General features: G+C 42.0%; 21 protein-coding genes, 1 pseudogene and 2 riboswitches. Of the genes and pseudogenes, 9 read left to right on the forward strand and 13 right to left on the reverse strand.

What is annotated here, in order from left to right; translation table 11 throughout:
* Complete coding sequence (locus JV16_RS12665; RefSeq protein WP_042536143.1) at positions 1-537, forward strand: 1,2-dihydroxy-3-keto-5-methylthiopentene dioxygenase; 537 nt, start codon at positions 1-3, stop codon at positions 535-537.
* 8 nt (positions 538-545) lie between these two features.
* Here the strand turns inward: JV16_RS12665 and JV16_RS12670 are convergent, their stop codons facing one another.
* The 3 genes from JV16_RS12670 to JV16_RS12680 are packed head-to-tail and all read right to left on the reverse strand — an operon-like array spanning position 546 to position 3568.
* Positions 546-1397 (reverse strand): DMT family transporter, encoded by an 852-nt coding sequence (locus tag JV16_RS12670; protein WP_021094921.1) that lies wholly within the window; start codon positions 1395-1397, stop codon positions 546-548.
* Between the two features lie 12 nt (positions 1398-1409).
* Positions 1410-2144 (reverse strand): ZIP family metal transporter, encoded by a 735-nt coding sequence (locus tag JV16_RS12675; protein ID WP_042536144.1) that lies wholly within the window; start codon positions 2142-2144, stop codon positions 1410-1412.
* A gap of 2 nt (positions 2145-2146) precedes the next feature.
* Complete coding sequence (locus JV16_RS12680; protein ID WP_042536146.1) at positions 2147-3568, reverse strand: ATP-binding protein; 1422 nt, start codon at positions 3566-3568, stop codon at positions 2147-2149.
* A 277-nt stretch (positions 3569-3845) separates the two neighbouring features.
* On the opposite strand from JV16_RS12680, the gene JV16_RS15035 reads away from it, so the two are divergent.
* Both JV16_RS15035 and JV16_RS12690 read left to right on the forward strand, forming a co-directional pair.
* Positions 3846-4391 carry a matrixin family metalloprotease gene (locus JV16_RS15035; RefSeq protein WP_021094918.1) on the forward strand — a complete coding sequence of 182 codons (546 nt, stop codon included), beginning with the start codon at positions 3846-3848 and terminating at the stop codon, positions 4389-4391.
* A gap of 18 nt (positions 4392-4409) precedes the next feature.
* The gene (locus tag JV16_RS12690) at positions 4410-5000 is read left to right on the forward strand and encodes a hypothetical protein (RefSeq protein ID WP_042536149.1); all 591 of its coding nucleotides are present in this window, start codon (positions 4410-4412) and stop codon (positions 4998-5000) included.
* 50 nt (positions 5001-5050) lie between these two features.
* Here the strand turns inward: JV16_RS12690 and JV16_RS12695 are convergent, their stop codons facing one another.
* The gene (locus JV16_RS12695) at positions 5051-6472 is read right to left on the reverse strand and encodes an amino acid permease (protein WP_021094916.1); all 1422 of its coding nucleotides are present in this window, start codon (positions 6470-6472) and stop codon (positions 5051-5053) included.
* A gap of 134 nt (positions 6473-6606) precedes the next feature.
* Positions 6607-6785: riboswitch (Lysine riboswitch) on the reverse strand.
* A gap of 71 nt (positions 6786-6856) precedes the next feature.
* On the opposite strand from JV16_RS12695, the pseudogene JV16_RS12700 reads away from it, so the two are divergent.
* Both JV16_RS12700 and JV16_RS12705 read left to right on the forward strand, forming a co-directional pair.
* Positions 6857-7249: pseudogene (locus JV16_RS12700) on the forward strand (TetR/AcrR family transcriptional regulator); the annotation flags it as partial.
* 127 nt (positions 7250-7376) lie between these two features.
* Positions 7377-9467: an ATP-dependent Clp protease ATP-binding subunit gene (locus JV16_RS12705; RefSeq protein ID WP_021094913.1), complete on the forward strand. Its 2091-nt coding sequence runs from the start codon at positions 7377-7379 to the stop codon at positions 9465-9467.
* 129 nt (positions 9468-9596) lie between these two features.
* Here the strand turns inward: JV16_RS12705 and JV16_RS12710 are convergent, their stop codons facing one another.
* From JV16_RS12710 to JV16_RS12735, 6 genes are all read right to left on the reverse strand, one after another.
* A complete protein-coding gene (locus tag JV16_RS12710) occupies positions 9597-10781 on the reverse strand; it encodes an MspI family type II restriction endonuclease (RefSeq protein WP_021094912.1) in 1185 nt (394 codons plus the stop codon).
* A gap of 88 nt (positions 10782-10869) precedes the next feature.
* Positions 10870-12207 carry a DNA cytosine methyltransferase gene (locus tag JV16_RS12715; protein ID WP_042536151.1) on the reverse strand — a complete coding sequence of 446 codons (1338 nt, stop codon included), beginning with the start codon at positions 12205-12207 and terminating at the stop codon, positions 10870-10872.
* Between the two features lie 136 nt (positions 12208-12343).
* Positions 12344-13198, reverse strand: coding sequence for a methyl-accepting chemotaxis protein (locus JV16_RS12720; RefSeq protein WP_042536153.1), 855 nt, complete (start codon positions 13196-13198; stop codon positions 12344-12346).
* A 35-nt stretch (positions 13199-13233) separates the two neighbouring features.
* Entirely contained in the window at positions 13234-14640 is a 1407-nt protein-coding gene (locus tag JV16_RS12725; protein ID WP_021094909.1) for a sensor histidine kinase, read from the reverse strand.
* Positions 14627-15298, reverse strand: coding sequence for a response regulator transcription factor (locus JV16_RS12730; RefSeq protein WP_021094908.1), 672 nt, complete (start codon positions 15296-15298; stop codon positions 14627-14629). Before JV16_RS12730 ends, JV16_RS12725 begins: the two co-directional genes overlap by 14 nt.
* A 2-nt stretch (positions 15299-15300) precedes the next feature.
* Positions 15301-16275 carry a YncE family protein gene (locus JV16_RS12735; protein ID WP_021094907.1) on the reverse strand — a complete coding sequence of 325 codons (975 nt, stop codon included), beginning with the start codon at positions 16273-16275 and terminating at the stop codon, positions 15301-15303.
* A gap of 89 nt (positions 16276-16364) precedes the next feature.
* Between JV16_RS12735 and JV16_RS12740 the strand changes: the two genes are divergently transcribed.
* The 3 genes from JV16_RS12740 (at position 16365) to JV16_RS12750 (ending at position 18294) form a co-directional block, all read left to right on the forward strand.
* Complete coding sequence (locus JV16_RS12740) at positions 16365-16739, forward strand: FixH family protein (RefSeq protein WP_021094906.1); 375 nt, start codon at positions 16365-16367, stop codon at positions 16737-16739.
* Between the two features lie 67 nt (positions 16740-16806).
* A complete protein-coding gene (locus tag JV16_RS12745) occupies positions 16807-17802 on the forward strand; it encodes a YkvI family membrane protein (protein WP_042536156.1) in 996 nt (331 codons plus the stop codon).
* Positions 17803-17844: 42 nt separating this feature from the next.
* A complete protein-coding gene (locus JV16_RS12750) occupies positions 17845-18294 on the forward strand; it encodes a hypothetical protein (protein ID WP_042536158.1) in 450 nt (149 codons plus the stop codon).
* 10 nt (positions 18295-18304) lie between these two features.
* Here JV16_RS12750 and JV16_RS12755 read toward each other — a convergent pair whose 3' ends face one another.
* Positions 18305-19918, reverse strand: coding sequence for a methyl-accepting chemotaxis protein (locus JV16_RS12755; RefSeq protein ID WP_042536160.1), 1614 nt, complete (start codon positions 19916-19918; stop codon positions 18305-18307).
* A 106-nt stretch (positions 19919-20024) separates the two neighbouring features.
* Here JV16_RS12755 and JV16_RS16000 point away from each other — a divergent pair, with 106 nt between their 5' ends.
* Positions 20025-20138 carry a DUF6254 family protein gene (locus tag JV16_RS16000; RefSeq protein ID WP_003396753.1) on the forward strand — a complete coding sequence of 38 codons (114 nt, stop codon included), beginning with the start codon at positions 20025-20027 and terminating at the stop codon, positions 20136-20138.
* 195 nt (positions 20139-20333) lie between these two features.
* Here the strand turns inward: JV16_RS16000 and JV16_RS12760 are convergent, their stop codons facing one another.
* Positions 20334-20852, reverse strand: coding sequence for a hypothetical protein (locus JV16_RS12760; RefSeq protein WP_021095659.1), 519 nt, complete (start codon positions 20850-20852; stop codon positions 20334-20336).
* A gap of 94 nt (positions 20853-20946) precedes the next feature.
* Positions 20947-21606, reverse strand: coding sequence for a phosphate signaling complex protein PhoU (gene phoU / locus JV16_RS12765; RefSeq protein ID WP_009362724.1), 660 nt, complete (start codon positions 21604-21606; stop codon positions 20947-20949).
* A gap of 139 nt (positions 21607-21745) precedes the next feature.
* A riboswitch (PreQ1 riboswitch) is annotated at positions 21746-21790 on the forward strand.
* Positions 21791-21812 lie beyond the last annotated feature (22 nt).

Here is a 21812-nt window from a genome sequence, read left to right on the forward strand (position 1 = left end):
ATGGCAGTGATTAAAGTGCGCAATACAGGAGAAGTGATTGAAGGAAAGGAAAACGTCGCTGTGTTTTTAAATAAGCAAGGTGTGTTGTACGAACATTGGGATGCAAGTAAACTTCCAACGCATCTTCAAAACAAATTTGTATTAACAGACGAAGAAAAAGCGGACATTTTAGCCGCGTTTCAATCTGAAATTGAAGATTTAGCGAAGCGAAGAGGCTATCAGGCGTGGGACGTTGTTGCCCTCTGCGAACAAACACCAAATTTAGAAGAGCTATTGAAAAAATTTGAACAAGTGCATACGCACACGGAAGATGAAGTGCGTGCAATCGTCGCAGGACATGGCATTTTCGTCATTAAAGGAGACGAAAAAACAGGATATTTTGACGTGGAACTTGAAGCAGGAGACGTCATTTCCGTGCCAGAAGGAAATCCACATTTCTTTACATTAATGGACGATCGTCAAGTCGTTGCCGTTCGGTTATTTATCGATCCATCCGGTTGGGTTGCTCATCCATATGAAGAAAAAGAAGGGGAATAACGCCCCTTCTATTTTTTTGTAAACAATATGACGCCTGCAATGGTGACGAATGAACCGATCCATTGTGGTGGCGTTAACGTTTCTCCAAGAAGTATGTATGCAAACAAGGCAGTAAAAAGCGGATTAAAATTTAAAAACATGCCCGCTGTCGTCGCACCAACTCGTTTGACGCCGACGTTCCAAAGAAACATCGCGAGCACCGTCGCCCCAACGCTCGTATATAAAAGCGCAAGCGAAAAGGAGACGTTCACATCATGAACGGAAAAAGAAGAAAGAAACGGCAGCAATCCGATGACGCCAAATACGCCAGACCAAAACGTCGCCGCAAGCGGAGAGTACGATGTCATCACCGCTTTGGCGCAGGCTGAATAAACGCCCCAAATGATGACCGCTCCGATCATCCATACATCGCCGATGTTTACATCCGCTAGACGATGCAGTTGCCCGTGCGTCATGACGATGAGCACACCGATGAGCGAAACGATCATCGCCACCCATTGCCGAAGCGTCAGTTTGTCACGATAGACGACGTATGCAACGAGCGCAATCGCCATCGGGTTTAGCGTTGAAATTAAACCGACATGATCCGCTGATGTATAGCGAAGCGCTTGAAACATAAATACGTTAAACAACACGACGCCCGACATCCCCATCGCAATCAAAGGAACGATGCCGCGCGTTTGAAGACGGACGGATCGTTCTTTTTTTAACACGATCGGAAATAAAAAAAGGACGGCGATCGTCCAGCGAATAAACGTCAGCGTGAGCGGGGAGGCGTGGGCGACAAGCAATTTGCTTGCGACAAAGTTTCCTCCCCATAATGCGCTTGTCAATAAAAGAAGCATATAATATTTCGACATGTAGATCATCCTTTAAAATGTTTCAATTAAAAATACCATCACTAATAGTCCGATAATAAAAGAATACGTTGACGATTGTTCATTCCCATCGCCATGGCTTTCAGGAATTAATTCTTTATAAATAATAAACAACATCGCTCCAGCAGCAAACGCTAATCCGTACGGGACGAGCGCATCGACGATCGACGTTAAATAAAAGCCGATGACGGAAGCGACAAGTTCAATCAGTCCTGTCCCTGTTGCCATCAAAAACGCTTTTCCTTTTGAAATTTGTTGATTAAATAAAAAAAGCGCAACGAGCAATCCTTCAGGCGCGTTTTGGAAGCCGATCGCAAGCGCAATTAAATCACCCATATGGTTTTGTTCGCCGGAAGCGTAACTCACGCCGACAGATAGTCCTTCTGGGATGTTGTGAAGCGTAATCGCCGCAAGCACAAGCAACGCTTTTTGGTCAATTTTTATGCCGCTTTCGGTATGCGCTAAATCGATGTGGGGGACGATTTTTTCAAGGAACGTTAACGCGAGCACACCGACGCCCAATCCAATGGCTAAGGCAAAAAACGTTCCGGAAGAAAGCGCTTCTGGAATGAGTCCAAGCATGGATGCCGCCATCATCACACCAGCCGTAAAAGCGAGCAACATGTCGCGCCATTTGTGTGTTAACGAGCGCGACAAAAATAAAATCGGGACAGCGCCAGCTCCTGTGGCAAGTGCAGATAGCGTGCTTCCGATCAGCATGTCAACCATAATCACCCTCCTAACGGAAAACGAACGGTAATCGTCGTTCCTTTCTTTTCTATACTATGAATGTCAATCGTCCCTTCGTGCATGTCTATAATGCGTTTACATATGACGAGCCCAAGCCCTGTGCCTGTTTGTTTAGATGTGACAAACGGTTGGAATAGCTTGTCGCTCACATGTTTCGGAATGCCGCAACCTGTATCTTTGACGCGCAATATGCCGAAGCTTCCTTGTTTTTCAAGAGAAATCGTTAGCTCGCCACCGTGCGGCATCGCTTCTATCGCATTTTTTGCTAAATTTAAGACGACTTGTTTTAAATGGTCTTTCGAACAACGAATCGGAAGCGGTACATCGGCGCGTTGAAACGAATAAATAACATTATGTAAGTGCGCTTGCGACTCGATCATCGGGTGAATGCTTTGGACGATATGATTTAAATCGCACATTTCAAGCTTTTGTGCCGTCGGTTTGCCGAGAATTAAAAATTCATTGACGATATCGTTAATGCGTGTGATTTCGTTTTGAATGACCGAAAAATAAAGCTGTGATTCGTTATCTTTATGTTTTTCGCTTAATAATTGAATAAACCCTTTAATGCCCGCAAGCGGGTTGCGAATTTCGTGTGCCGTGCTTGCGGCGAGTGTTCCAATGAGCTCAAGCTTTTGCGCTTCCGTTTCCATTCGTTCGACGATCGTTTGCCGTTTTAATAGCGAATATTGAATGAACAACCAAATAATATGGATGATCACAATAAGCGACAAGATATAAGGAAGGGAAGCTTGTATATTTTGTTTCATATTTACGCGCGGCACGTTCGCTTCAATCGTCCACGGTGCGTGATTTAAATGGACGCTTACCGTTTGTTGTGATGCTTGAAGCTTGTTTGTCGCAAGAAGAAGCGTTCCGTGTTCATCGTATAAGCGAAAGGATGCGTTTGGATCAATGATTTTCATGCGATGTTTCATGTACGCTGTGCGCAATTTTGCAACGAGAAAGCCAGCCGTTTGATTTGTTTGTTCATCGATAATTGGCGTGACGATCGTCGTCGTCTGATGGGTATCGATCATCGTTTGTTTCGTTATTTTTGCTATGTACATCGTTGAACTTGTCATATCAGAAACGAACGAGATGCGTTCAAAGCGAACGTCTTGTTTTTGCATTTGTTGCAATATGTCGTTTATTTCTTCCTTTTTCAATGTCGCGATATGTTTGCTCAGGACGATCGCTAACGTTTCTAGCCGAGCCGTCGTCTCCGCAAGAAAACGGTCAAGGTCATTTTTATGTATATTCGCAAACGTTCGCGTTTCTTCAAGCAGTTGTTGTTGCTGCTGTTCGTCTTGCCAAAGCACAATCCATGCGCTCCCAACAAAGCACGGCAAAATAACAAGCGAGACGTACAACAACCACCGTCTCATTTTCTCTCTCCCCATATGTACTCCCTCGACAAAACGAAATTCAAGGAATATTATAACATAAACATGTGAAAAAAGGCTGAAAAAATCATTAGTGTAAGAAGGGGATTTTTGCTCGGGTAAGAAGGACGAAAACGAAAGATGTCGAAATATGTTCTGTAAATGATAGAGGACGAAAAATAAAAAAGACCAAGGGAGTTACCTTAGTCATTAGTGTAAAAACAATTTGCAAAAAAAAAAATGATAAGATGGTTGAAAAGTTGAAAACAATAAGAAATTCTAGAGGTGAGCAAATTTGAGACGATTTACTTTTTTACTTATTATCATTTTATATTTAATCCCTAGTGTCAATGTTCATGCTTATGAACTGTTGGGAGGAAAATATAGAAGTCCAAACTCGTTAAAATATTGGATCGACTCATCGGTTATTCATGCCGGTTATGAAGCACGGGCAGCTTACGGATCAGAAGCGTTTGATAGTTCACCTTTAATTGGTACGACTAGGACATATGATGCTTCCCAAGCTAACTATAAATGGTGGGCTAGTACGAAAGATATGGGTTCCGTTGTCGCTGATTGTATTAACTATAACGTAAATTGGTTAGGACAAGTGACTGCTTGCTGGGATTGTACATATGATAAGTCTCAGTTAAGGATTTATTTGCCGGGTTTTCAAAAGTTATCTTGGGTACAAACGAGGGAAACGACAGCACATGAGATAGGTCATGCTCTGGGACTAGATCATGAGAATGATGTTCGTGCTATCATGCTTTCGGAAGGTTTCTTAAATGACGAGTACCCACAGAGTGATGATTGGAACGGAATAAATGCTATCTATTAGAGGGAAGGAAATGATCTAATGAAAAAAGATGTTCTTCTTTTTTTTACTATTTTGTTTTTAGCTGCTTGTAATCATACGACATCTGAACTAAGCAATGCACATACAAAATATGTTCATAGTGAATCAAAAATTATAGATCAGTATGATTATTTAGAAGAAATGGAGAATGATAGTGAAGTCATTTTAATCGGTACGAAGAAAAGTGGGGAGAGTCATTTTGATAAAGATGGCGATATGGTAACGGGCTTTTACACAATAAGTGACGTCGAGATCAAAAAAGTGTTCAAAAATGAAAAAGGATATAAGTTAGATAGGGGTAATGTTATCAAAGTTATGGAGAATGGAGCATTTGATAAAGAAACGAATACAATGTACGGTTCAGCAGGGTATCAATTGATGAAAAATGATAAGAGTTATCTTTTGTTTTTAAGAAAAAGCACTACACATGATGAGTATACAATCAAAGGGGTTTATTATGGGAAAGTTCCATTAGATAGTAATCAAATTGAGTATGATGGTCATTTGAACAGTAGCAAGCAAGCAAATAATAAACAGATCGAAAAATTAAATCAAATGTTTGAAAAAGCAAGAAAAAAATACAAAGAATAAAGATGAGAAAATGAGAAGATGTGTCCCCCGCCGAAATGACGGGGGATTTGTTATGCTGACTGTTTTTGTTTGTTCGTTTCGCCGTTTTGTTGTTTAACAACAAGTGGATAAAAAAGCAAGCTGCTTGCCAGCAAGGCGATGCCGAGTAAAAATGTTTTCATATCGGCCGTTCCTGCTTTCACAAGCCAAATGGAATAAATGGTCGCAAGCACGGCGATCGTTCCGTCTGTCATTCGTTCTTGCATCGTACGATACGTCTCTCCTGTCCAAACGAGCTTCAATTGGAAGACGGATGCGATGACGTACGGAACGAGATACGATAATGTCGCAATGTAAATGACGAAATCGAACGCTGCCGCCATCGAGTTTGAAATCGTTGAAAAAATGAATAGTTGCGCAATCATATTCGAGACGATTAAAGAAAAGCGCGGCATTCCGTTTTTATTTTCTTGCAAAAAGGTGCGCATAAACAATCCTTGTTTTGCAGCTTGGTACGGCACTTCTGCACTTAAAAAAATCCAGCCGAGCGTCGAACCGATTAAGCTAATTAAACCGAGCGCTGCAAGCAGTTGCGATCCGATCGGTCCTAACACTGTTCCGATCGCATCGACGAGCGGTTTTTCTGACTGCATGAGCACCTCTTGTTTTAACAATCCCATCACGAGCACGCTAATGCCGATGTAAATCGCTAAGGCGATAAATAAACCGACAATTGTCGCGCGTTTCACATCGCTTTGTTTGCGCGCGCGCGAAGCGAAGACGATCGCTGATTCAATGCCGATGAACGCCCAAAGCGTGCTTAATGCGACGTTGTTGATTTGTGAAAGAAGCCCGAGCGTATGACCTGCTTCATCGTAACGCGGAGCAACAAACGGTTGGATATAGCTTTTTTCAAAGGCGAACAGCCCGATGACGATAAATAAGAAAAAGCCAAGCACTTTCGTTGCGGTGGCAACAAAGTTTAATTTTCCAGCGTTTTCTGCTCCTTGTAAAATAATTGTATGCATCATCCATAAAAGCGCCGTACAAACGAGAAACGTCAGCAAATTGCCGAGCTTTAACGTCAATGAACCGGCGGAAAAGACGACATGTCCGCTCGTTAAAATAGGGAAAAACGTTGATAAGTAACTAGCAAACGTCGTAATAATGGCGACGTTTCCAGCGACGTTGCCGATCCAATATCCCCAAGATGACATAAAACCGGATAAGATCGACGCATTTGAACCTTTCGGAAACAGCTCTTTCGCATAAATTTGCGGTCCGCCGTTTAATTCTGGTTTTCGAATCGCTAAATTACCAAAAATAATCGCAATCATTAACACCCCAGCCCCCGTCAACAGCCATCCGAGCAATACGCCAGCCGGGCTTGCGGCTTCCGCAAGCGAACGAGGAAGCATAAAAATACCAGATCCGACCATGTTACCGACAACAAGCGCGGTCAATACCCAAAAGCCGAGTTTTTGTTGTTTCATGTTTTTCATCCTTTCGTTCATAAAATATACGGTGCGTACGGTAGAGCGCTGTTGTCGTGCACTTTTTTCAAATAAAAAAGTGCACCCTAAGTTTTCAACGGGTGCACAATATATGACACATCCGCATCAAACTTAAGATCGATAGCTCTCCACCGCATGTGCGATGACAGTCCTGCACCTATTCGGCAACAGGCCCAGCTTATAGCGCCAGAGCACGCTATAAACTTCGGCGACAAATCCTTTCATCTCACTTCAGCGACGTCTCTGCGTCTCCATGAAACTACTATTATTTGCCGCGACCTCTATCTCATCTTAGTTGACGAGAAAGATTTCATATGCAATTGACGTTACTATCGTACAAAAATCTTTTTATTTCGTCAATGAAAAATTTTGAAGCATGCATTTGAAAACGAATATGAACATGATGAGCAATTTGTGCGCGCCGTTTTTCAAAACCGATATGAATTTGTCAAAACGTATTTGCCCGCGATTCGTGTATTATGGCAAGAAATGGCGTTTCACGATGACATTAAAGCGCAGTTTCAAACGATTTTTATCAATCATGTGTACGAAAAGTTTAAACAAATTGTCGAGCATTTTCAACAAAAAGGGGAGCTTGCTCCACTTCCGCCAGAGACGATTATTCGTTTGACGATTACGACAATTGCGGGGTTTTTACTCACTCGCTTTCTCGTCATGCCCGACTATCCGTGGGATGATGAACGAGAGATAGAGCGGACGATTCAGTTTTTGATGAATGGGTTAAAGCGACCATGATAGGTTATCTTCCTATCATGTTTTTTTTTTATTTTTTTAAAAAAGGTCTTGAAAGTCAAAAAAGGTCAAATTATAATAAAGACAGAAAGGTCAAATATAGTCAAAGTCAAAAAGGAGGTTGGTGCCTATGATGTGCCAAGTATGTAAACAAAATGAAGCAAACATCTTTTTACATGTGCAAGTAAACAACGAAAAACAACAATTGCATCTTTGCGAGGCGTGCTATGCAAAACAAAAACAACAATTAAAAGTGCCAGCAGGATTCCACTTCGATCGTTTCGATCAATTGTTCTCCGACTTCTTCGCACCGCTTGCTGAACAAACTGTTTCCCACGCCCAACAACAAGAACAACAACCGAAACGAAACGGATTGCTTGACCAATTCGGTCGCAACTTAACGCAATTAGCGAAAGCAGGATTGATCGATCCTGTCATCGGACGCGATAAAGAAATTGAACGCGTCATTGAAATTTTAAATCGGCGCAATAAAAACAATCCGGTGTTAATCGGTGAACCGGGCGTTGGTAAAACGGCGATCGTCGAAGGATTAGCGCTTAAAATCGTCGAAGGATCTGTTCCAACAAAATTATTAAACAAAGAAGTGTACGTGCTCGATGTCGCTTCCTTAGTCGCAAACACAGGCATTCGCGGTCAATTTGAAGAGCGAATGAAACAACTCATTGCTGAATTACAGCAACGGAAAAATGTCATTTTATTCATCGATGAAATTCATTTACTTGTCGGTGCCGGATCGGCAGAAGGTTCGATGGACGCAAGCAACATATTAAAACCGACGCTTGCTCGCGGAGAATTGCAAATCATCGGCGCAACAACGTTAAAAGAATATCGTCAAATTGAAAAAGATGCAGCGCTTGAACGTCGCTTCCAACCGGTCATCGTTCATGAACCGACAATTGAACAAGCGATCGATATTTTAAAAGGCATTCAGCCAAAATACGAACAATTCCATCAAGTAAAATATACAGATGAAGCGATTCATGCATGCGTCACATTGTCGCATCGCTACATTCAAGATCGCTTCCTTCCTGATAAAGCGATTGACTTGTTAGACGAAGCGGGTTCAAAAGTAAGCTTAAAAGCGACACCGACAAATAAAGAAGCAATCGAACAACGTCTCGAACAATTAAGAAAAGAAAAAGAAAAAGCAGCGCAAGAAGAAAATTACGAACTCGCTGCCAAATTGCGCACAGAAGAATTGCAGCTTGAAAAACAATTAAAACAAAACGGACAAGCTGAGCCACCTGTTGTAGACGTCATGCACATTCAACAAATCATTGAAGAAAAAACAGGCATCCCAGTCGGCAAACTACAAGACGATGAACAAGCAAAAATGAAACATTTAGAAGAAAACTTAGCGAAAAAAGTCATCGGTCAAGAAGAAGCGGTGAAAAAAATCGCTAAAGCGATTCGCAGAAGTCGCGCCGGCTTAAAAGCGAAGAACCGTCCGATCGGTTCGTTCTTATTCGTCGGTCCGACTGGCGTCGGTAAAACAGAATTGTCGAAGACGCTCTCCGAACAATTGTTCGGTTCTAAAGATGCGATGATTCGCTTAGACATGAGCGAATATATGGAAAAACATGCAGTCGCCAAACTCATCGGTGCACCTCCTGGCTACGTTGGTCATGAAGAAGCCGGTCAATTAACGGAAAAAGTGCGCCGCAATCCTTACAGCATCATTTTGCTTGATGAAATGGAAAAAGCGCATCCGGACGTACAACATATGTTTTTGCAAATTTTAGAAGACGGTCGTTTAACAGATAGCCAAGGTCGTACCGTCAGCTTTAAAGATACAGTCATCATTATGACATCAAATGCAGGGACGAATGTCGAAGGCGACTTGCTCCAACGTCTCGGCCTATACTTTAAACCGGAATTTTTAAACCGTCTCGATGCGATCATCGAATTTAAACCGCTTGAAAAAGCGCACATGTTGCAAATTGTTGATCTCATGTTCGCTGAATTGCAACGCACGCTTTCTGAACAGCATGTAGCTGTTACAATGAGCGACAAAGCGAAAGAAAAATTAGCTGAACTTGGTTATCATCCGACATTTGGCGCCCGTCCACTCCGCCGCGTCATACAAGAACATGTCGAAGACCAAATTGCTGACGTGTTGCTTGATGAAGAACATGTACGTACGATCCACATTGATGTAGAAAACGATCGCATCGTTGTGAAACATGAAAGAGATGAATAAAACAAGAAGAAGGTGTCCCGAAAATCATGGGGACACCTTGTCTCTTATCAACTATGCACAAGCTTAGAATAAGTTTTGTTCATTCGTATATTGTTGAAGTAAAGCAGTCTTTGTTTTTTGAAATAAAAGTCAAGTAATCTTTCCTTTTAGTTGTATTGCCTTGCCTTTTTTCTTAGATGGATAAGTCCATTGAAAAGAAGTCCCCATCTGTCCTTCTACATTTTGTAATATATTCGCAATATAAACATCTATTTTTTCCATCTCAAGTGTTTTTGTATCATTTTTGAAGACAATGATATAATTTGCCCAGTGAATCTTTGGATCCCCGTATCCACCAATACCGGCATAAGCCCATTCTGCTAATTTTTTATTTAGAATAGGCAGTTCTTTCTCCATTACTTTATAAAGAGCATCATATCGTTTTTTCAGTTCGGTAAAGCCTCCGACTTCTTGTAACTTTAGGAAAGCTTCTTGTAATTTTTTATCTTTTATATCTAACACCTCTATAAAACTTTCTGCTGTGTACTCATGGATTGAAACATACTTCGCACTTGAGCGTTTGCAACTAAATGTGAACATTTCTTCCGAGCGTCTATCTGTCGTAATGGTAAGTAGAATATCTGTTTTTGGTTGTCCACCTGTTTCGAGTCTAGGAATTTTATCAGTTGCCTCTATTTTCAGTATTTTCTCATTTCTTGATAAGCCTATTAAACTCATGATTTGTTGAAATGTTGGATAAAAATAACCATCTTCTGTTGAACTTGATTGATTCCATTTTTTTATGTTTGAAGAGTGGTTTAGTATAGATACTAGTCGCTTTTCAAAATTTTTTCCTTCCGTTGCTTTTCTTTTTCCAATGTTTTCATTTTCCAAACTTTTTGATTCTAAGCATTGTTCAAGCTCACTTAAACTTAAAACATCATCAATAGCTGTATACATTTTTTTCTCTCTAATTTTTTTTTGATAACTTAGCGCTTGATTTTTGTTGTAATGATCAAGCCCTTCAGGAAAAACTAAATATACTTTGCTCACATGTTGGTTAATTTTCTTAATATGGTAAGAATCCCATTGAATTTGTTTTGCACGATCTGTTCGAATGGTTGACGTAGTATGTATTCCCCAAACTTCGCCATCACGGAAGGTGATAAGATGGTCTAATTTAAATTGTTTTTCATCAAAATTGGGATAACCCGTTTTATAAGGTGATATATTTTCAGCAATATGTCCTTCCCGAGTGTATGTCTCGATTAGTGACTGAAGATTTTTTTTGTTTTTTTCACCATGTTCTTGTTTTCGGCGATTTTCTTGTGCCAAGTCTCGTCACTCCCCATACAGATTGTTCTGTATTTTACCTTACCACAAATTTACTTACAAAAAAAGAGCAGGAACTTGTCCTACTCTTTTAACATATATATTCAATATTGTTGTTTATTTGGTGATAGATCGTGTTTAACGTATTTACTACTTCTTGTCCTAATGCATAAGCTAGTAGCGGAGGAATAGCATCGCCGATCTGTTCGTATCGGTCTTGTTCCGGATCGGAATGAAACTTTACAAAAGGACCTTCGAAAATATACCAATCAGGAAAACTTTGAAGTCTTGCAGCTTCTCTCGGAGTTAATCCTCGATGCTGAACTGGGTGTATCATTTCATCTAAACAATGGGATGTGACTGTAAAACTTGGGGTATCTTCCCTTAATCTCCTGTTTCTCGCGCCATATAACTTGTTCGGAAAAAGTTCTCGTCGTAAGTCTTCTCTGTTTTCTGAAATTAAACGTTCAGCAGCAGTTCTCATATTTTCACCTTGGTGTATAAGCTCCATACGTTTAACCATTTTCTCACGATGATTTACTGCTTTGTGTGAAGTTAATGAGTTCTGATGAAATGCTAGGTGCTTTGGAACACTTAGTGTAACTCCACGCATTTTAAGTAAAAAATCACGTCTTTGCTCGCTAAGTGCGTGATCTGAAAAATTGAATGTATACTCTGTTACTTCTTCACCTGGACGAACTTCAGGTAAGTCTAATAAAGCATCTCCTACAGTAACATAAGGAAACATTCGATTAGGTCCGTGAGTTGGGAGTGGGTATCGAAAAGTTGCATTGTAGTTGCGATTAATCCCAACTAAAAAAATGCGTTCTCGATTTTGAGGGACACCGTAATGGCTTGCTGTTAGAAGAATTTGATGGGGATCACGGCTAGCTAAACAAAAGGACGTATCATAAGCAGTTGATTCAAATTCATCGCAAATATTTTTGAATACAGACTTACCATTTGAGCGTTTTGATAATAGTCCTTTTACATTCTCAAAAAGAACCATCTTACTTTTCACATGGCGAGCGATACGCAAAATGTTTAAAAACAAATCGTCTCGTTCATCTCCATCTTCCCTCTTCCCAGCCATAGAAAAACTTTCACACGGAGCCCCTCCTGTTACAATATCTACCGAATCCACACCAAAACGTTGTTTGAGAATTTTTGAAATAAGGTTATTGGAAACTTTATTAATGTCCCCATAGATGAGAAGGGTGCGTTCACTTTTTCTAAAAAACTTCTCTGGATTTTCCATTGTACCAGATAGGAAACTTTCTAAATCAAAAATTTCAGCATCGTGGGAAGCACTATACGTTTGAACTGTCCAATAACTCATTTCAACTGCAATTAAAGGTTTTATTCCACTCCACATAAAACCGGTTGCTAATCCGCCAGGTCCTGCAAATAAATCGATACTTGTATACATACAACCTCCTCCATTTATTAAAATTCTCATCAAATTCATTTTAACAAATATGACTGAAAAAATCTTTATTTTTTATTCGAAACGTTGAGCGATTGTATTATATGGCATGATAAATAAAAACTGCCGCAATGGGCAGTTATAAAAGTTTCGTCAATTTATCCGTAATTTTCACCATATGTTGTTGTACTTGATGAAGTTCGTCGATCGCTTCGGCGCTATCGTTTATTTTTTCCGACACTTCTTGAAGCATATGAACCATCTCTAACACCGAGTTTGTAATATGATTAAGCTGTTCGGAAATGTCTTCGGCGGAATGTTTGCTTTTTTCCGCCATTTTGCGCACTTCTTCTGCGACGATCGCAAAGCCGCGACCGTGTTCGCCAGCGCGAGCCGCTTCGATAGCAGCGTTTAATCCGAGCAAATTCGATTGCATCGCGATGTCTTTTACGAACGAAATGACGCCTTGAATTTCCTCTGTGCTTTTGCTTACTTTTTCCGCTTTTTCACTCAACTGTTTGACGTGATTGTTGATTAAGCGGGCCGTTTGTTGAATATCGCTCGTGCTCGCATTCATTTCTTCAAGTAAACTGGCAAACTCTTCATTTAACGTCTGGTGACGGTCGGTGACATCAGTGGCGATTTTAAAAATGGCTTGCAATTGCCCTTGTTCGTCTAATACCGGAGCGTAGAGCGCCTCAAGCCATATATGTTTGCCGTGTCGTGTGACGCGTTGCACCGTGCCGTAAAACGGCTGTTTGCTTTTTAGGTGATTCCAAAATTGTGTATACTCGTAGCTGTTTGCATATTCTGGAAGACAAAATTGACGGTGGGATATGCCGAGCAATTGTTGCTCCGTGTAGCCCATCGCTTCAAGAAACGCATCGTTTGCCCATAATACCGTCGTATCTGGGCGGAATAAAATCATCGCAAACGAGCGACACATCGATTCAAATAGACGCTCTAAATCAATTGGAATAGTATGTAACTTCATGTCATCCCTCCTAGAAATATGATAGGTCTATTGTACTATGATTCATCATATAATGGCAATTGAATGTACACGGTCGTTCCTTTTCCTTGTTCGCTTTCAAAGCGAATCGATCCTCCGTGTAGTTTTACAATTTGCTTGACGATTGCAATGCCAAGACCTGTGCCGCCATGTTCGCGCGAGCGGGAGCGGTCCGTTCGGAAAAAACGTTCGCCTAATCGTTCGATGTCTTGTTTCGACATTCCTTGTCCTGAATCGGAAATAACGAGCTCGCACATCGGATGTTTGTTTACGGTGCGTAACGATATGTTGCCGCCAGAAGGGGTGTAGCGCAACGCATTATCAAGCAAGTTTTGCAACACTTGTTCGATGCGATCTGGGTCGCCATCGACGACTAAATCATGGTCGACATCGAGAGAAAGATGGATGCCTTTTTCCTGCAAGAGCGGCTCGTATTTTTCAATCGTTTCTTCGATAAGCTGTGCGATTGAAAACGGAGTGCGCACGAGCGGATATGTGCCTTCTAGTTGCGCCAAATCGAGCAAATCGCGCACAAGACGTTGCATGCGGCTCGCTTCGCGGTGAATGAGTTTCATATATTTTTTTTGTTGTTGTTCGTCTTTTACCACGCCGTCTAATAACGCTTCGCTATATCCTTTCACATAGCTTAACGGCGTGCGCAATTCGTGGGAAACGTTCGCTAAAAATTCTTTTTTTCGTTCATCTTCTTTGGCGAGCGCATGCGCCATTTGATTGAACGCCTTCGCTAATTGTCCGATTTCATCTTCCGTTTCGACATTCACGTGGACAGAAAAATCGCCTTGTGAGACGCGATAGGCCGCTTGTTGCATATGTTGCAACGGTTTTGTGAAATGCATCGCAATTTTTCGTCCGACAAATACCGTAATGAATAAAAAAAGGCTGCCGCCGATCATGACGAACGTTTGAATGCGCTCGAGCACATCTTCAATAGATGCGAGCGGAACGTACAAATATAAAATGCCCATGAGGCGATGTTCGTCTAATAGCGGAATGATGATGCCGACAATTTGACGGTCAAACGTTTGTTCATATCCTTTTTTCGTCACTGTTTTCCCGGCAAGTAGTTGTTGCCGTTCCGCTTCGCTAATAATGGAGTGATGATCGACTTCAAACGGCAAGCATGCGCTTAATTCACGCGGATTGTTGACGAGCACAATTTCTGTATCGGATATGTCATTGATGAAGGAAACGGTGTCGCGAAACGAGTCTGTCAGCGCACCACCTTCATATTTTGCGGCGATGTTCATTCCTTCTTGCAATAAACGTTGTTCGACGTTTGAAATATAAATGTTTTCATATATATAAACGGCAACCGTATATAAAAGCAACACCGCCAGCACTAAAAAAGCGCTAATCGTCAGCCAAAGCTTTTGTTGTAGAGAAAGAGAATTAAACCGTTTCATCAAATTTATATCCCACTCCCCATACCGTTTGGATGAGTTGCCCTGCTTCGCCTAATTTAATGCGCAACGTTTTAATATGTGTATCGACCGTGCGCGTGCTGCCGACGTAATGAATGCCCCAGACGCGATCTAACAGCTGTTCACGCGTAAATACTTGACCGCGATGTTTTAAAAACAAGACGAGCAATTCGAATTCTTTTAACGTTAACAAAACAGGTTTTCCGTTGACCGTGACTTTTCGCGCTTTTTCATCGACAACGATCGGACCTGCTTCATATTGCGGAGTTGCATCAGCCCCTTTCGTTCGTCGAAGTACAGCATGAACGCGCGCCACGACTTCATTCGGGCTAAACGGTTTTACGATGTAGTCGTCTGCGCCAATTTTCAGCCCATATACACGATCCCATTCATCGCTTCGTGCCGTTAAAAAAATGATCGGCACTTGCGAACGTTCGCGCACGTGCATGCAAAAACGATAGCCGTCGAGTTTCGGCATCATAATATCAAGTAAAATTAAATCGACATGTCTTCGTCCGAATTGTGCAAGCCCTGCTTCGCCATCGTCCGCTTCGATGCACGTAAATCCTTCTGGCTCTAAATATAGGCGAAGTAGCTCGCGCATCTCTTTTTCATCGTCAATAATTAAAATCGTTGCCACGTTTATTCCCCCTTCGCATCACGGAAAAAGATGTAAAACGGTCCGTGTCCAACAGAAACAGTATTTGTTTGCTTGAATGTTTTTTCATCAACAAAAAGTAGTTCGTTGCTGTCGTAGCTTGCGATGACGAGATCGTTTTTCGCCTTTGTCATCGCAAACGGATTGGCGCCAATATTCAGCTCGCGAATCAATCGTTTTGTGTTCCGATCAAATGCGTATAACATGTTCGATCCGTGACAAAGAACGTATATTGCTTCGTTCGTTTGGGCGAATTGAATCGGCATCGTTTCTGCTTTTACACGTGTGATGAGACGCCCATCGACAAGCGAATGGACGTATGCTTCTTGTTGAATCGTTGCTCCGCTGCCATGCCCGCCGACCCATAGTTCATTCGTTTCAGGAACGACGAAGCCGCTGACGGCGGAATCGAGCGTATCGACCGTTCGTGTCACTCGTTTTGTCGTCTTGTCAATAAACGAAATCGCGCCATTTTTAAAATGAATAATAATCCATTGGTCATGCTTATCGTCTTCTATTACTGAAAAAGGGGACGGCGGAGTTGCGATCACATCTTTCACTTTTCCATCAAACGTCATGATTGACACCGTTCCTTTTTTTTCGTTGACGACGAGCAAGTCACGCTCAGTGACGAGCACATCCGTGACCCCTTTTTCAACGCTCCATCGCTTCGCTTCTCTTCCCGTCGATAACGTATAGGCGATCATTTCATCCATGTCTTGTCCGAATAAAACGATCGTATCGCCGTCCGGAAGAAGCGCTACTTTTGTGATCGGTTTTTTCACTTGCCATGTTGTTATGACTTGTTTCGTGTTATAATCAATAAATGACAAGCTTTGTTCTTTTATATTCACGACGCCGATGACCGCCTCGTCCCGTTTGATCGGGGTGTATGTTCGAGGAGTGCAGCTCGTTAATAACATCACGATCATCAGCCAAAAAAAGAAACGAACACGCATCGCACAAATCCTCCATCGCATTTTAATACTATTGTAGCAAATAGTTGTGAATATTTTGTGAAACTATTGTAACACGGAAGGGGATTCAAATGAAAAAATGGTTGTTGTTGTTTTCATTCATTTTGCTTTTCGTCGCCGGTTGTGCGAACAAGGCGGAAGAAGAAGAGTTGGCGTATTTAGACGTCAAAATGGCGGTCGAAGAAAAGCTTCCGGCTAATCAAGAAGTCGAGCTCGCATGTTTAGTAACATATGGCGATGAAAAAGTAACGGATGCATCAGAAGTGAAATTTGAAGTATGGAAACATGGCACAGAAGACCGACAAATGATTGAAGGAAAACATGTCGGCGACGGAAAATATGTCGCGCGCTATACGTTCGCAGCGAAAGGAACGTATTCCGTTGTGGCGCATGTGACGGCAAAAAATATGCATAATATGCCAAAAATCGATGTAGTGGTAGAATAAACGGCGGAAAATATTCGCCGTTTTTTTTTCATATATATAGAAAAAATGGACGAGTGGGGGAGAGCGTATGTGGATGCGGGCGGTTCAAATTGCGTTTGTATATGTCGGAACGGTCGTTGGGGCTGGATTTGCGACCGGAAAAGAAATTGTGCAATTTTTTACGCAATACGGTGCGATTGGGTTTGTAACTATTGCGGCAAGCGGGGGGCTATTTATTTTTTTCGGGACGCGTTTAATGATGATGGCCGCTCGGCTTCATGCCCGTTCATATGAGCAGTTGAATAGTTATTTGTTTGGAAAATTCGGTTTTCTCGTCAATATATTTATGTTTATTGTGTTATTTAGCGTGACATCGGTCATGTTGTCAGGGGCGGGGGCGGTGTTTGAAGAGCAGCTTCATATGCCGGCATACGTCGGCCTTGTGCTCACGATCATCCTTGCCTTTGTGACGATGTTATTTGGCTTAAACGGCATTTTAAGCGTCAATATGATTGTCGTGCCGATGATGGTGATATTTAGCTTAGCTATTGCGATGATGAACGGAAGCGACGTCGTATGGACGAAGCCGCCGCTTGCTGCTTTTTTTTCTCCGTTTTCGTATGTGGCGTTTAATTTAGCGATGGCGCAAGTCGTTCTCGTTCCGCTTGCAACGGAAGTAAAAGATGAAAAAACGATTCGTCTCGGTGGTTGGCTCGGAGGCCTGTTGCTTATGTTTATTTTATTTAGCAGTCATGTTGCCCTTTCATTGTTGCCGCAATTGTCATCTTACAGCATTCCGATGGCGGAAGTAGTGAAACGTTCGTTTGCTTCGTTTTACGGATTATACGTCGCCATCATTTATGGCGAAATTTTCACCTCGTTTATTGCAGGGGTGTTCGGCTTGCATCGAAAATTGGCGCTTTTTTTTCGCCAGCCTTTCTTTGTTCTCGTTGCGCTTTTGCTGGCGATGTATGCGTTTAGTTTAGTCGGATATGATGCGCTTCTTACTTTATTGTATCCTTTATTTGGATATATGAGCATCATTTTTATTTTCTTGCTATTCTATCGAAAAATGCCTAGCTAGAAAAAAAGAAGTGTAGTACATTGAATGTGGGGAGGTGAATTCATGCGGAAAACGGTTATCGCAATGTTCGTTTTACTTGTTTTCTTTACGCTTGAAACGTTCCATCTCATTCAATGGTACAATGCAAATGTATGGGCGCTTATTGTTTTTTCTTTTGGACTTATCGTTCATATATATGTGTTTAAGCGCGGTGTACGTGAGCATGACGCATTTCTTTTATTGCCAGCAGCCATTGCGTTATGGATGGGGGTTTTTTCATTACTTTTGCTTCATGGTGGAACGATGTACGTATTGGCGTTTACGATCGGTTTATTTGAGTGGTGGCTATTTAGCAAGGAACAGTGGCTAGAAACACCGCTTCTCTTTTGTTTCGGATGTAGCGTTGTAGCTAGTTTAGAAGAAGGACATATGCTTTTGGTGCTTTTTGTTTTAACGATCGGTATGGGAGCATACGCATATCACACAAAAAGGGAGCGAGCCAATGCACATTAGGCTCGCTTTTTCATTTTATTCCAAATCGATGTAAAATTTGTTTTAGTTGATACACTTCCTCCGCCAATACCGCCGCTTCTTTTGCGAGTTGGTGGACGCTTGATGCTTGTTGTTCCAGTCCGCTTGCTGTTTCGTGAACGACTTTTGTAAAGTCGTTGGCGATCGTATAAATATCGGCAATCGCTTCGTGTAGTTCGTTTCCTTCTTTTGTCGTTTGTTGCATAAGCGTTCGGTTTCGTTGACTTAACGCATTTAGCTCATGTGACATCGTTTGAAAATAAGCAATACTGTCGGTCAGTTTTGTTAAGGAGGCGGTCGTTTCATCGATCGTATTTGCTTGTTTCGTGACCGCATTTGCGACGCTTGATAGTTGATTATACGTATTCGCAAGCGATGATAAAATTTCATGCGCGAAAGCGTTCGTATGTTCCGCAAGTTTTCGCACTTCTGAGGCAACGACGGCAAATCCTTTGCCAGCTTCTCCTGCTCGTGCCGCTTCAATGGAAGCATTTAATGCCAACATGTTCGTTTGTTCCGCAATCGCCGTAATGGCGGACACTTTTTGGATGAGCGCATCGGCTTCTTTCGCGACCGTTTGAATTTGTTTCGCGGTGTCGTTCATTTGTTGTTTTGTATCGTTCATTTGTTGTTCGACAGCTTGCATATACGTATATCCTGTTTGGGCGGATTGAAATGTCGTTTGCGCCCGTTCGACGACTTGTTCAATATCTGTTTGGACGGTATGCATATAATGAAGCATCGTTTGAATGCGCTGTTTCGCTTCATCGACGAATGTCGTTTGTTTTTGCGCCCCTTCACGAAACGTTTCCATCGTTGCGGACACTTCATCAAACGCCTCCGCTATTCGCTTCGCTTCTTCTTTTTGTTCGTGGCTCACTTGTTCGACGGAGGAAGTTGCCTTTGCGATTTGTTGTAAAATCATGCGCAAACCGAGAATCACTTTGTTTATTTCATAGCCAATTTGATGAAAAGCGTTGCGCTTTCCGACCGTTTTCACTTCGGTATGAAGCTGTCCGGATGAGACGGCACGAGTGACGTGATACCACGCGTGCAGGCGGTTCATGATCGTGCGGTAAAATGAAAAAGAAACGAGAAAGCTGATGAAGCCGGTGACGCTTGTGAGCAACAACGTTTGTTTGACCGGCAGCTGCATCATAAACGCAACAATAAAAAGAGCGATAACGGGCAATAAGACGATCGTACTAAACCACATTTCTATATACGGCTGATGGATGAGACGTCCCATGCGCAAATTAAAGCGCTTTCCATTTTGTTCGAAAAGTGGACATGCCGCATCGATGAGCACTTCACCTGTATTTCGTTTATACAGTTGCAACAGTGGGGTAGTTGTTTTCGCAGATTTTTTTCCTACTTCGTCGTCAAATACCATCCCTTCGCGCAAACGGTTCGTATGCACAACACCTTTTCCGTCTTCATCGACGATGACGAAATATTCATCGCGTTCAAGATGGCGGTCTAATACGTCGCGCAACGAATCGAGTTGTTGAGCGAGCGGTTCATCTAATCGCATCGTTCGTTTTACTTCTTTCGCTACTCGTTGTACTTTTTGTAGTGCTTTTTTCGCTTGTTTCGATTGCAACAAAGTTCTCTCCCCCTTTTCCCCTTATTTCAAATATACACAATTTTCAGATGATGAAAAAGACATAAAAAAGGAAAATGAACAAATGATAAAAAGGGAGGTGAGACGAATGACCCAATCGAAAAGACAAAAAGAGCGACAATGGACCGTACGAAAGCAAGCGCAAAATGAACCGCACGGGAAAGTGAAGTCGTTTGAACAACTAGCAAAAGAGGAAAAATAAATGGAAAAGGCTGTCCAAAAGAAGTTTGTGACAGCCTTTTATCTCGAAAGATAAGAAAGTATAAAATTTGGAGTTGATGTCTAGCTCCAAGCGCCATCGGCTTGAGTCGCTCCGCCCCACACTGCGGCGGCAACAGCCTCCTCGGTGGGGCTTGTGCGCTCTTCGCCGATAGGCGGGCGCTTTGCGCTTTTCTTATTATCTCGCTTTTAACGCACGAATTTCGTTTTCATGTACAAGTGACCGAAGCGCAAGCGACTGAATAGCAAGTTCATGTCGCGCTTGGGTCGCGATGACATCATCTAGTTTTTGGGACATTTCAGCGAGGTTTTGCTTGATCGTTGATATTTCATTTACTGCTTCTAATGTTTCTAGCACGGCTTGTTTAATGAGAGGAATGTCTGCGACGTCATCTTTTGTAGCCATACGTTGTTCAATGCTAATGATGTCATCTTTCGTGGCCATGCGCTGTTCAATGCTTACGATATCATCTTTTGTCGCCATCGTTTGTTCGATGTGCTCGATGCGCTTATCCATGGCAGCGATATCGTCTTTTGTCGCCATCGTTTGCTCGATGTGTTCCATACGCTTGTCCATGGCAGCGATATCGTCTTTTGTGGCCATACGCTGTTCAATGCTTGCGATATCATCTTTCGTGGCCATGCGTTCACGCAACAATGCGAGCTCATCGAAAATACGTTTGAGCATATCATCCATATTTCCTCACCTCCCCCGACAAAATTATATCATCACATCAAAAAGAAATCGACAAAAAAAGGATGCCCCAAAACGATGGGAGGCACCCGAATGTTTAATAGTTTAAATCAATGCGAATTCCTTTGACGCTATATAAAATATTTTCAGCGATATTTGTCACATGGTCGCCAGCGCGCTCTAAGTTGCGCGTGATGAACGACAATTGTGTAATTTGGTTTGTAAACTCTGGCTTTTCGCTCATTAAATCAATTAATTCTTGAATAATTTTTCCTTGTAATTCGTCTACTCGATCGTCTTCAAGCGCAATGCGTTTCGCTTCTTCAACGTCGTCGTTATGGAACGCATGAAGCGCATGATCTAACATTTCGTTGACGATCGCCGCCATTTCAGGAATGTGGACGATTGGTTTTACATGCGGTTCTGTGCCGATAAATTTGACCGATTTTGCGATATTGACTGCAATGTCACCAATGCGCTCGACATCAGACGAAATTTTCAGCGCAACGATTAACCGACGTAAATCAGATGCGACCGGTTGTTGTTTTAAAATCGTCATAATCGCAAGCTCGTTAATTTCGCGCTCCAGTTCGTTAATTTTTTTATCGTTTTCGATAATGTCATCTGCTTTCGCGATATTTTGCGTTTTTAACGCTTCAATCGATTCATGTAGCGCTTGTTGCGAAGCAGATACCATCGTCATTAATTTTTCGCGCAGTTGTTGAAGCGCCGCATCAAAAGTTGAACGTTTTGTCATGTTGAATCACCTAACTTTTTTGTTGTTATTATATCCTGAAAACAGTTCACAAATAAAGCATAATTTTTTTATAGAATGAATATATGTTTTATGGTATATTGTTAGGCGTACAATTGAAGAAGAATTCTACGCTTTTTGCGTAGGAGAGGTTCTAGAACACCCTCTATAAAAAAACTAGGGATCGCTATGTCCTTAGGGGGTATAGC

Origin of the sequence: Anoxybacillus ayderensis (assembly GCF_000833605.1) — a bacterium.
Classification (GTDB): domain Bacteria; phylum Bacillota; class Bacilli; order Bacillales; family Anoxybacillaceae; genus Anoxybacillus; species Anoxybacillus ayderensis.

What these genes read in the sequence shown, in the direction of transcription:
- JV16_RS12665 (WP_042536143.1), top strand. Translation starts at nt 1, where the DNA reads ATGGCAGTGATTAAAGTGCGCAATACAGGAGAAGTGATTGAAGGAAAG.
- JV16_RS12670 (WP_021094921.1), bottom strand. Translation starts at nt 1,397, where the DNA reads ATGTCGAAATATTATATGCTTCTTTTATTGACAAGCGCATTATGGGGA.
- JV16_RS12675 (WP_042536144.1), bottom strand. Translation starts at nt 2,144, where the DNA reads ATGGTTGACATGCTGATCGGAAGCACGCTATCTGCACTTGCCACAGGA.
- JV16_RS12680 (WP_042536146.1), bottom strand. Translation starts at nt 3,568, where the DNA reads ATGGGGAGAGAGAAAATGAGACGGTGGTTGTTGTACGTCTCGCTTGTT.
- JV16_RS12690 (WP_042536149.1), top strand. Translation starts at nt 4,410, where the DNA reads ATGAAAAAAGATGTTCTTCTTTTTTTTACTATTTTGTTTTTAGCTGCT.
- JV16_RS12695 (WP_021094916.1), bottom strand. Translation starts at nt 6,472, where the DNA reads ATGAAACAACAAAAACTCGGCTTTTGGGTATTGACCGCGCTTGTTGTC.
- JV16_RS12705 (WP_021094913.1), top strand. Translation starts at nt 7,377, where the DNA reads ATGATGTGCCAAGTATGTAAACAAAATGAAGCAAACATCTTTTTACAT.
- JV16_RS12715 (WP_042536151.1), bottom strand. Translation starts at nt 12,207, where the DNA reads ATGTATACAAGTATCGATTTATTTGCAGGACCTGGCGGATTAGCAACC.
- JV16_RS12720 (WP_042536153.1), bottom strand. Translation starts at nt 13,198, where the DNA reads ATGAAGTTACATACTATTCCAATTGATTTAGAGCGTCTATTTGAATCG.
- JV16_RS12725 (WP_021094909.1), bottom strand. Translation starts at nt 14,640, where the DNA reads ATGAAACGGTTTAATTCTCTTTCTCTACAACAAAAGCTTTGGCTGACG.
- JV16_RS12735 (WP_021094907.1), bottom strand. Translation starts at nt 16,275, where the DNA reads ATGCGTGTTCGTTTCTTTTTTTGGCTGATGATCGTGATGTTATTAACG.
- JV16_RS12740 (WP_021094906.1), top strand. Translation starts at nt 16,365, where the DNA reads ATGAAAAAATGGTTGTTGTTGTTTTCATTCATTTTGCTTTTCGTCGCC.
- JV16_RS12745 (WP_042536156.1), top strand. Translation starts at nt 16,807, where the DNA reads ATGTGGATGCGGGCGGTTCAAATTGCGTTTGTATATGTCGGAACGGTC.
- JV16_RS12750 (WP_042536158.1), top strand. Translation starts at nt 17,845, where the DNA reads ATGCGGAAAACGGTTATCGCAATGTTCGTTTTACTTGTTTTCTTTACG.
- JV16_RS16000 (WP_003396753.1), top strand. Translation starts at nt 20,025, where the DNA reads ATGACCCAATCGAAAAGACAAAAAGAGCGACAATGGACCGTACGAAAG.
- JV16_RS12760 (WP_021095659.1), bottom strand. Translation starts at nt 20,852, where the DNA reads ATGGATGATATGCTCAAACGTATTTTCGATGAGCTCGCATTGTTGCGT.
- phoU (WP_009362724.1), bottom strand. Translation starts at nt 21,606, where the DNA reads ATGACAAAACGTTCAACTTTTGATGCGGCGCTTCAACAACTGCGCGAA.